The 9,226-nt window shown below is 40.9% G+C and carries 6 protein-coding genes and 1 pseudogene; 1 reads left to right on the top strand and 6 read right to left on the bottom strand.

From position 1 onward, the window contains the following. Nucleotides 1–119: 119 nt before the first annotated feature. Both XEN7305_RS08425 and XEN7305_RS08420 read right to left on the bottom strand, forming a co-directional pair. A complete protein-coding gene (locus tag XEN7305_RS08425) occupies nt 120–359 on the bottom strand; it encodes a hypothetical protein (RefSeq protein WP_006508969.1) in 240 nt (79 codons plus the stop codon). Nucleotides 360–444: 85 nt separating this feature from the next. Then, nucleotides 445–2,856: a phosphoketolase gene (locus XEN7305_RS08420; RefSeq protein ID WP_006508968.1), complete on the bottom strand. Its 2,412-nt coding sequence runs from the start codon at nt 2,854–2,856 to the stop codon at nt 445–447. A gap of 609 nt (nt 2,857–3,465) precedes the next feature. On the opposite strand from XEN7305_RS08420, the gene XEN7305_RS26525 reads away from it, so the two are divergent. Next, nucleotides 3,466–4,920 carry a BamA/TamA family outer membrane protein gene (locus tag XEN7305_RS26525; protein ID WP_006508967.1) on the top strand — a complete coding sequence of 485 codons (1,455 nt, stop codon included), beginning with the start codon at nt 3,466–3,468 and terminating at the stop codon, nt 4,918–4,920. 266 nt (nt 4,921–5,186) lie between these two features. Here the strand turns inward: XEN7305_RS26525 and XEN7305_RS08410 are convergent, their stop codons facing one another. The 4 genes and pseudogenes from XEN7305_RS08410 to XEN7305_RS27535 all read right to left on the bottom strand — a co-directional run. After that, a complete protein-coding gene (locus XEN7305_RS08410) occupies nt 5,187–5,702 on the bottom strand; it encodes a Rab family GTPase (protein WP_006508966.1) in 516 nt (171 codons plus the stop codon). Between the two features lie 19 nt (nt 5,703–5,721). Beyond that, nucleotides 5,722–8,091, bottom strand: a complete 2,370-nt coding sequence (locus XEN7305_RS08405; protein ID WP_006508965.1) for an OmpA family protein — start codon at nt 8,089–8,091, stop codon at nt 5,722–5,724. Nucleotides 8,092–8,100: 9 nt separating this feature from the next. Continuing rightward, nucleotides 8,101–8,442 carry a hypothetical protein gene (locus XEN7305_RS08400; protein WP_006508964.1) on the bottom strand — a complete coding sequence of 114 codons (342 nt, stop codon included), beginning with the start codon at nt 8,440–8,442 and terminating at the stop codon, nt 8,101–8,103. A 413-nt stretch (nt 8,443–8,855) separates the two neighbouring features. After that, nucleotides 8,856–9,125: pseudogene (locus XEN7305_RS27535) on the bottom strand (IS1 family transposase); the annotation flags it as partial. Nucleotides 9,126–9,226 lie beyond the last annotated feature (101 nt).

The following is a 9,226-nucleotide window of genomic DNA, read 5'->3' as shown; positions in this document are numbered from 1 at the left end:
TTGCATTGATGGCTTTTATTGATAATTTAAGGGATAAGGCTCAAGATAATGATATTTTATTTTGCGTAAGTCCTAACTCATTACTTATTACTCATTACTTCCGCGCAGCGGCACCAGCTTTATTCCCAAACTCTTTCGAGTTCTCCACTGGCGATTTTGTCGTAGATGAGAGTTCTGACTAAATGAATTTCTTCATAACTTACTTTATTATCGGCGCGAATTGCCGCTTTGATTCTGGCAAATTCCGGCTCTGTTAATTTCCCATCTGCGATCGCACTTTCAATAATTGCCTTGAGTTTTTCAAGTTCTTTAAGCTCTTCGGGAGTTGGCTCTTGACCTTGAGGAGTTGATATTTCCATGATTTATTCTCTATGTTTTTGACTAATTGCGATCGCCATATTCTTCTAGCGATCGCAAATTTATTAGTTCACAACTGATAACTGATTAATAAGGCCATTTCCAGTTCACAATCTCTGGCTTATCAATACCTTGTTCGTGAGCATAATGGAGATTGCTAATAATCTCGCTTCTCATCATCTCTTTAACATAGGCAGCTTTTGAGCCTAGACTTGGCACTCGATCAATGACGTCAATCACGAGGTTAAAGCGATCCACCTGATTGAGAATTGCTAATTCTAGAGGAGTATTGATATTACCCTTTTCTTTGTAACCCCGAACATGAATTCTGTCTTGATTACTGCGACGGTAAACAAATTTGTGAATTAGCCAGGGATAGCCGTGAAAATTGAAAATAACAGGTTTATCTTCGGTAAACAAAGTATTAAAGTCTCTTTGGGACAAACCGTGAGTATGTTCGCGCTCTGACTGCAAAGTATATAGATCAACCACATTAACAAAGCGGACTTTGAGATGGGGAATTTGCTCTCTCAAAATGGCCGTAGCTGCCAAAGATTCCATAGTGGGAATATCACCACAACAAGCCATAACCACATCAGGTTCGTCTGGTGCTGTGCCGCAATTGTCGTTACTAGCCCAATCCCAAATCCCAATGCCTTTAGTACAATGCTTAACCGCTTCATCCATAGTCAGATACTGGAGATGCATCTGTTTATCAGAAATAATTACATTAATGTAATCCTTACTCTTCAAACAATGATCGGTGACAGAAAGCAAGCAATTGGCATCGGGAGGGAAATAAATGCGGGTAACATCAGCACTCTTGTTGGTCACAAGATCCACATATCCAGGATCTTGGTGAGAAAAACCATTGTGATCCTGTCTCCAAACTAGAGAAGAGAGCAAGATATTCAAAGAAGAGACCGGAGCACGCCAGGGCACTTCATTCTTACAAATATCTAACCATTTTGCATGTTGATTAAACATCGAATCTACCACATGGGCAAAGGCTTCGTAGGTGTGGAACAAGCCATGTCTACCGCTGAGTAAATAACCTTCTAGCCAACCCTGCAAGGTATGTTCACTCAACATCTCCATTACCCGGCCATCAGGAGATAGCAAGCTACCATCTTCATCTTCAGGTAGATAATCTGCCATCCAAGCTTTTTGACTAACTTCATAAATGGGCGAAAGACGATTCGATGCGGTCTCATCGGGACCAAAAACCCGAAAATTAGTCATATTTTTGGCCATCACATCCCGCAAGAAGTTACCCATGATGCGGGTATTTTCCACTTCTACAGTTCCAGGTTGGGTCACATCTATCGCATAGTCGCGAAAATCGGGGAGGAGCAGATCTTTTCTCAGCAAGCCACCATTAGCGATCGGATTGGCACTCATACGGCGATCGCCTTTGGGGGCCAGTTCTTTCAGCTCAGGAATTAGCTTGCCATTAGCGTCGAATAGTTCTTCTGGCTTATAGCTTTTCATCCATTCAACCAATAATTCCCGATGTTCGGGATTAGAATGCATACCGCCCATAGGAACTTGGTGGGCACGCCAGAAGCCTTCTACCTTATGACCATCGACTTCTTTGGGGCCTGTCCAGCCCTTGGGCGTGCGGAGAATAATCATCGGCCACATAGGACGCTTGGCCACTCCAGTACTGCGGGCCTCTTGCTGAATCCCTTTAATTTTGAGGATGCATTCTTCCATCACTGCAGCCATTTTCTGGTGCATTAGTTCAGGATCGGAACCCTCCACGATGTAGGGAGTATAGCCATAACCACGGAAGAGATATTCTAATTCCTCCGCACTAATGCGAGCCAAAATAGTGGGGTTAGCAATCTTATAACCATTAAGATTGAGAATTGGTAAGACCGCACCATCGCGAATCGGATTTAAAAACTTATTAGAATGCCAAGCAGTTGCCAAAGGCCCTGTTTCAGCCTCCCCATCACCGACGACACAAGCAACGATTAAATCAGGATTGTCGTAGACAGCACCAAAGGCATGGGAAACACTGTATCCTAACTCGCCACCTTCATGGATTGAACCAGGAGTTTCAGGAGTAACATGGCTACCAATATGACCGGGGAAGGAGAACTGTTTGAAGAATTTTTGTAGTCCTTCCTCGTCTTCACTTTTATCAGGGTAAATTTCGGAATAGGTACCTTCTAAATAGACAGGGCCTAGAACTCCTGGAGCTCCATGTCCGGGTCCCGCCATAAAGATCGCATTGAGATCGTACTTATTGATTAAGCGATTGAGATGTATGTAGGAAAAGCTCAGGGCTGGAGAGGCACCCCAATGGCCTAAGAGTCTATATTTAATATGTTCGGGGGCTAGATCTTCTTTGAGTAGGGGATTATCACGCAGATAAATCATGCCAGCAGCCAGATAGTTACAGGCTCGCCAATAAGCGTGGATTTTGTTAAGCTCCTCTGAAGTGAGAGGGTTTTCTGAAGCTGCGCTTGGAGAAATTGGAGTTTGAACCATAAAGAATTCCTGCCTTGGGGCTATGTATTTACATTTTGCTTGATCGATTAGCCAATAAAAAAGACTGACTTAATCACTAATCTAAATAACTTGCTTTTAGCATCATATCGAATATCAAATTTATAAAATTTCTCCCATAAAGTCCATCCTTAACTTAAACTTAGTTTTTATTTAATTAACGGCGATTTTTCTTCTTCTATTGTAACGATTACCCAGATAAAAACATGAGTAGACGAGGTAAATCCTTCTAAATCAAGGATAGCTGATATTTGGGACTCAGCCACGATACAAGGTAAATTTGCGCCAATCTTCTTACTTGTAACATATCACAAGAAAAAAAACTGTATCCGCAAAAATTAAAGATTATTTAATTTTTTTGTGTGTTTTTATGTGCAAATCATGACTGATTTAATGTAGCTTAGAGAACATATTATGTCATAACCAAAAGTTATCTAACTTATATATTTAACGTATATCTTTGCCAAATAAACTATCATTGATTTCCCAGAAAAAGTAATTTTTTTAAAGCCAGTCATGATAGTATGAATTACCTTGAGCAACAGTTATGGTCAGGCATAAAACTGAAATCGTTGTGGAGAAGTAATTAACATGACAAAAAGAGCTCGCTGTTTATCCGTTATCAGTTCTGCTTTAAACTTGAGTTTCGGTATGGTTCTGGTTAATTTATTATGGACAACAGCTACTGCAGCACAATCTAACCATATTTCGGAAACTAATGGGGATGTTGCTCCTCTTAAGAAAGATACACCGCAACAAGATTGGCAACTAGAGGAACCAAGAAAGACGGCTCTTGATTTACTTTCCCCGGAAGAAAAAAATATAACTGCTCAAGGTAACACCGATACTCCATCCCAAGATAAAAAACAAGTTGATCCCTTTACCAAATCTTCTGGCGGGCAGCTCAATATTCAATTAACAGAGGCAAATAGCTCTACAATCTTTGGGTTTGGTACGATAATTGGCTATCCAGATGCTCTCAATGGGCCAACTCGCACGGCCTTAGATGTTCCCCAACAAGAGACAGGTCTGGCTGTGATTTCAGCGGCAGCTCATTTAAGACAGAATTTGGGCGCTAATAATGGTTTTCTCTTTGAGGGAATCGCTGATCCCAAAAGATATGGCCTGGATTTTAGATATGGTAATTCAGCACCAGCTTTGCCCGGGGCCTTTGCCGTGAATATTTATGTTTCGAGTGCTCGCAGTCCTGCCTATGAAAACGGGGAGGAAGATGTTGATTTGGCTAATGGTAATGTTCCTTGGGTAAATCGTTTTGGTGGTGGACTGCAATATGCCCAACCCCTAGCAACTAATCTTGATGGGTCTTTCGGCGTTAATTATCAAAAAGTTTCGATTCGCGATGCTGCATTTACCAATAATATTAGCCCTGAAGATGAGTTGGGAAACTCCCTAACTTTTAGTGAGGATGGCCAGGATACATTGTTAACACTCGATGCTGCTCTATTGTTTGAGACTACTGATAATTCTAATGAGCCGACTCGCGGTTCTCGATTGCGTTTTGGATCAAGTCAATCGATTCCCATTGGGGATGCCCAAATTGTTTACAATCGCCTCGCGACCAATTTTAGTCAATTTATCCCTCTAAATCTATTTGGGTTTACCGAAGGGCCTCGTACCTTAATTCTCAATTTGCAAGGTGGTACTTTTATCGGCGATGTTCCTTCCTATCAAGCCTTTGTCTTGGGCGGTACTCAGACAATTCGCGGCTTCGAAAAAGGCGAAGTGGGAACGAGTCGTAGTTTTGTCAAAGCGACAGCCGAATATCGGTTTCCGATCGCCGCCTTGAGGATATTAAAGCAAGATGTTGGTCTGGGAGGAAGTTTATTTGTGGATTATGGTAATGATCTCGCTACTGCTGATGGTGTTGATGGAAATCCTGCTGATGCTAGAGAAAAATTTGGTGATGGTTTAGGCTATGGTTTGGGTTTGAGTGCCACTTCTATAATCGGTCGGATGCGCTTGGAGTTTGGCTTGAATAATGAAGGAGGTAGCTTATTACACTTTACTTTTGGCGATCGCTTTTAATAATTACAATCTCTTCGCGATTAGCTGTCGGTAAGTAGAATAGGATCAATTGTCTTCAATCCTTTTGAGCATTGTATATTTACTTTGTTAATTGTTTAAGTACCGCTAACTAACTTAAATCATACGTGAGTTCGATGAGCACAAAATTTACTAGTTCTGAATAGGGACTTAGGGATTTGGGGATTTGGGGATTTAGGGAAAAGCCTATTACTTCGTTGTTCAACTTGGGAAGTATAATCAAAAGGAAAATTTCGTCGAACTGATGTTTAAGCAAGAATAGATTGAGCAAGTTGCTGAAACATTTCATTAACACAATTGCCTGATTTGGCTGAAGTTCCATAGCTAGCGAGAACCTCTGTCTGATTACTAAAACTATATTGTTCAAGTAATTTACTAAGCTTTTCGGGAGCTACAAGATCGGTTTTATTCAAAGCAACAACGGCAATGCCTTGAGGATTTATCTGGAGAAAAAGCTCAAGGTGCTTTTGTAAACTGCTGAGGGTTTCAGGGCGAGTCAGATCCCCAACAATAATAACTCCAGTTGAGCCTTGAAGATAGCTGGGAGTAATCGACTGAAACTTGGTTTGTCCTTCAATATCCCAGAGGATAAAGTTAATAGTTTGTTCAAGAGCATCTAACTTCAAAGATTTTCGGGATATTTTGACTCCTACTGTAGTTAGATATTGGTCACTAAATTTTCCTTCAATAAAACGCCTTATTAAGCTAGTCTTGCCGACGCTAAAATCACCTAGTAAACAGATCTTTTTGGAAATTACCGCCATTAGTTTAAATACTTAAATATTATTTAATAATATCTTTCCCAGGAATAAAAGCTTCAAATCTGACACAACGACTTAACCACAAAGGTTGACCTTGCGGCATGTTTGGAGGCAATTCTAAACTAGAGGCAATTTGTAATCTTTGGGGATCAACCTGTTTGGCGATCGCCATTTGACGAACAAGCTGCGCTCTGTCTAATCCTAATTTTTGATTGATACTTTTCGAACCTGAAGGATCACTATGGCCAATAATTCTTAAGTGAATTAGGGGATATTGATCTAAAAATTGTTTTATAGAGTCAATTCTACTAGAATCTTCGACAGATCTAAACTTTAATCCTCCAGATTCAAAATAAATACGTTTTTCTAGGCTTGGTAATTGATTTTGAGTCAAGAAGATGATTTGTGCTACACCAGGGATTTCTCCGAAAGTAGCGGCGATAACTTGCCGCGCCCTGGCATCTAAGATAAAGCCTTCGATGGTGACTGTATTATCGGCATAACTAGTTGCGATCGCAATTCGGGAACGTTGATTAAAAATCTCGGTGGTTCTAGCAATTTCTTGCGCCGTCAAACCAGGGTCCCGAATGGTTTCAACCGCAATAATCTGATTATCTAGTTGTAATTTCTTAGTGGTAGCAATCTCTTCGGTTGTTTGTTCGGCTAATTCTCGAAAATAGCTACTGGGGACTTTCCCCGTTAGGCTTAATCTGCCTCCCTTGACCTGGGGCGTTAGACGGTAAATAGATAGTTGGGGATTGCTATCAAGGGCGATCGCGGTCTCCTGCTCAATGCGTTGGGCGGTTTTGGCTCGATATTGAATGATGCCCCAAGGAATTAAAATACCACTAAGCAGGATAGCAACTAGCCAGATCAGCGTCGTGGGTCGTTTTGAGGAGCGTTCTGATTCATCTTGGGAATCAACTAAGGTTTCCAATAAAGGTTGAATTTGGGGAGAAACAGTTTCGGGGTCTCCATGATAATTTTCGATCTGCTTGCCATGTTTGAGAATTATCTGACTGAAAGTTTGGCGAATGCGATCGCGAAATTGGGGTTCTGGTTCCCCTTTCACCACTACGGCTAGATAACAATAACCTGCGGTTTCGAGCAGAATGCGAAAATTCCCATAATCAATTTCATCCAATTCTGACCCAGAAGCCATGCAATCATTGGCAAAACTACGGATTGCGGTGAGCATACCTGCAATCATGTCTGAGTCTAAAAGATCTTCGGTATTGGGTTGCACTTCCTGAATGACCAGGCCAGAAGCCTTATCAATCAAAAAAATTGCCCTGACACTATAGCCAATAGCTTCTTTAAAAATCAATTCCGCCTCAGAAACTCCTTGCATTTTGGCGCGAATTTTGCGGGAAACTCCTTTGGGACTCAAAGTTTCTTCGATTTTTTCGTTGATTGACTGCACAACTTCCGCCATATACTTAGAAATCGTGCTGCCAATCACAGGATAGAGTGCATCCACCATGGCATCTCTTTCGAGTTCAATTTGGGCTTTAATCGCTTTACCCATTTCTGAACCCAAAGCACGGGAAATAGCGTCTTCGTCAATGACAATTTGTTCTTCAATTGACAGGGCTACCTCTGGTGCGATCGCTTTGGCAATAGATTGGGGCTGGCTTTGAATCTCTTGACTAATGGCATTGGGCAGAATTTTTGCGATCGCAGCTGCCATACCCTGATTATCTTGAGTTGAGCGTTCCTCAATGATTTGATCGATAATGGGCACGACAGCTTGTAAAATTGCTTCTCGCGAATTATTAGTTTTAATGCTCAATAATTCCACAATCAAGGGAATTATATTGTTCATCGATGCGGCCAAATCGTCTATTTGCCGCTCCTTGGTGTTAATCCAATCCTGCAACAAAATAGCTTCTGGATTCTCTGGCTGTTGCAGAAAGTCTTTTGTCGTATTTGAAGGCAGAGACCCCGCACCGCCGTCAGGCGCAAGGGAACGCTTACCAAGAGAGAGGGCAGAGGGCAGAAGATTATCTACTTCTTCCTTCTGAGGTCGTAGTTCTGGGGTTTCATCAGAATATTGACCGCCCGAACTTTGGTCTAATACCTCTTCTTTTAAAAGTAAACTAGGTTCAGTAGAGGTCAAACTCCCTTCTGAATTTATATTATTACTATTATCTTCGATCTTTTCTGCTGTAATTTCATTTTCTTGCTTGATTTCCGTCTTTTCCGGTGCAGCGGCATGATTTTCTGATAGCAAAGATAGATTTTCGGATAATTCTGAAATGGATATGTTGTTTTTCTCTGCCTGCTCAATTTTGTTTTGAGAGTCATTATTACCAGTGTCGTCTGGATCAGTCATACTTTCTGCCAGCAGACTGATCAAGTTTTCTAGGGATTCTGGTAATTGATCACTCATTATTATTTATCAACTTTCAAGATATTGATTAATATCTTCAATTAATCTAGTAAGTTCAGCTTCACTCGTTAAGCGAATGCGATCGTCTCTCAAGGTCAAGAGGACTTTGGCTGCATAGGGACTAGGATAAATATTTGGATTACAAAAAACTTCTAGAAATACTTCTCCAGTATGTTGATATTCCATTGCGGGACGAGGTTTCGGGCGGCCTTCTCTAGGATTACCATGAGCAGCAGCAAGCTTGAGACTTTCTACAAGGGTAGCGATTTCTTGTTGCAAGTTACGAGCGGCTTCGGGTGAAAAATTGAATTTAACAGAACCTTCAATCAGATTAAGGGTTAATTGTGACATTACGGAAACTATGGGTGTTTTGTAACCATAGTAAAAGTTAATGATTCACTTAATCAAATATTGATCCTGTCTTTTAATATTGTTTACAGCTTTTCTTGAATTAGTAAGATACATAAGATTCTACTTTCGGGGATAGGGAATCGGAAAATGTACCTCATCAATCTTGAGAAACGCTATGCCAGGCTTTGCCTTTGAAGGCAGGGAGATAGGAGCGATAGTGAGTTGTGGAGGCGATTCGCGAATCCTCTCGACAGATTCATTGGTAAATCTGCTCAAAAAATATTTTGAGGGATCACCTTAGCTATCCTGAAGTGCTTTGATAACATAAGCTGCATCGACAACTGCACTGACTAGGGGAATCGGGCTATTAGCTACATGATAATATTTGACTTTGTTATTCTGGCGTTGCTGAATCAAGATAGGAAACGATAAGGAACAGGAACATCACCAAATTTCAGATAATGTATCAATAGCTTAATTGAGTGTCTTAGCATTACCTCTGATTTTGAATAACAAAGAGTCTTGCGATGTAATCTAGCTAGATAATGTCTTAACCTAGTGTTTTCACCCTCAACTCTAGTCATGTATGTTTTACAGATAATTTGGTCACCATCGGGAATAAATCCAGGATAAACTTTCCAGCCATCCGTGACATAAAAATAACATTGCCAAAGTTTAACAATGGCGTTGCTGATTTAAAACATGAAAGAATTTTGGACTAATCTTCTTTGCTTCTTTCTTTGCGTCTTTGCGCCTTTGCGCGAAACGAATTCATATCTGGATT

It is taken from the genome of Xenococcus sp. PCC 7305, assembly GCF_000332055.1.
In the GTDB taxonomy this organism is placed as follows: domain Bacteria; phylum Cyanobacteriota; class Cyanobacteriia; order Cyanobacteriales; family Xenococcaceae; genus Xenococcus.
The sequence above is the reverse complement of the archived record's forward strand: the minus strand, read 5'-3'. Positions and strand labels throughout refer to the sequence as shown.

Coding starts and splice junctions, on each gene's coding strand:
- XEN7305_RS08425 (WP_006508969.1), bottom strand. CDS start 359: ATGGAAATATCAACTCCTCAAGGTCAAGAGCCAACTCCCGAAGAGCTT.
- XEN7305_RS08420 (WP_006508968.1), bottom strand. CDS start 2,856: ATGGTTCAAACTCCAATTTCTCCAAGCGCAGCTTCAGAAAACCCTCTC.
- XEN7305_RS26525 (WP_006508967.1), top strand. CDS start 3,466: ATGACAAAAAGAGCTCGCTGTTTATCCGTTATCAGTTCTGCTTTAAAC.
- XEN7305_RS08410 (WP_006508966.1), bottom strand. CDS start 5,702: ATGGCGGTAATTTCCAAAAAGATCTGTTTACTAGGTGATTTTAGCGTC.
- XEN7305_RS08405 (WP_006508965.1), bottom strand. CDS start 8,091: ATGAGTGATCAATTACCAGAATCCCTAGAAAACTTGATCAGTCTGCTG.
- XEN7305_RS08400 (WP_006508964.1), bottom strand. CDS start 8,442: ATGTCACAATTAACCCTTAATCTGATTGAAGGTTCTGTTAAATTCAAT.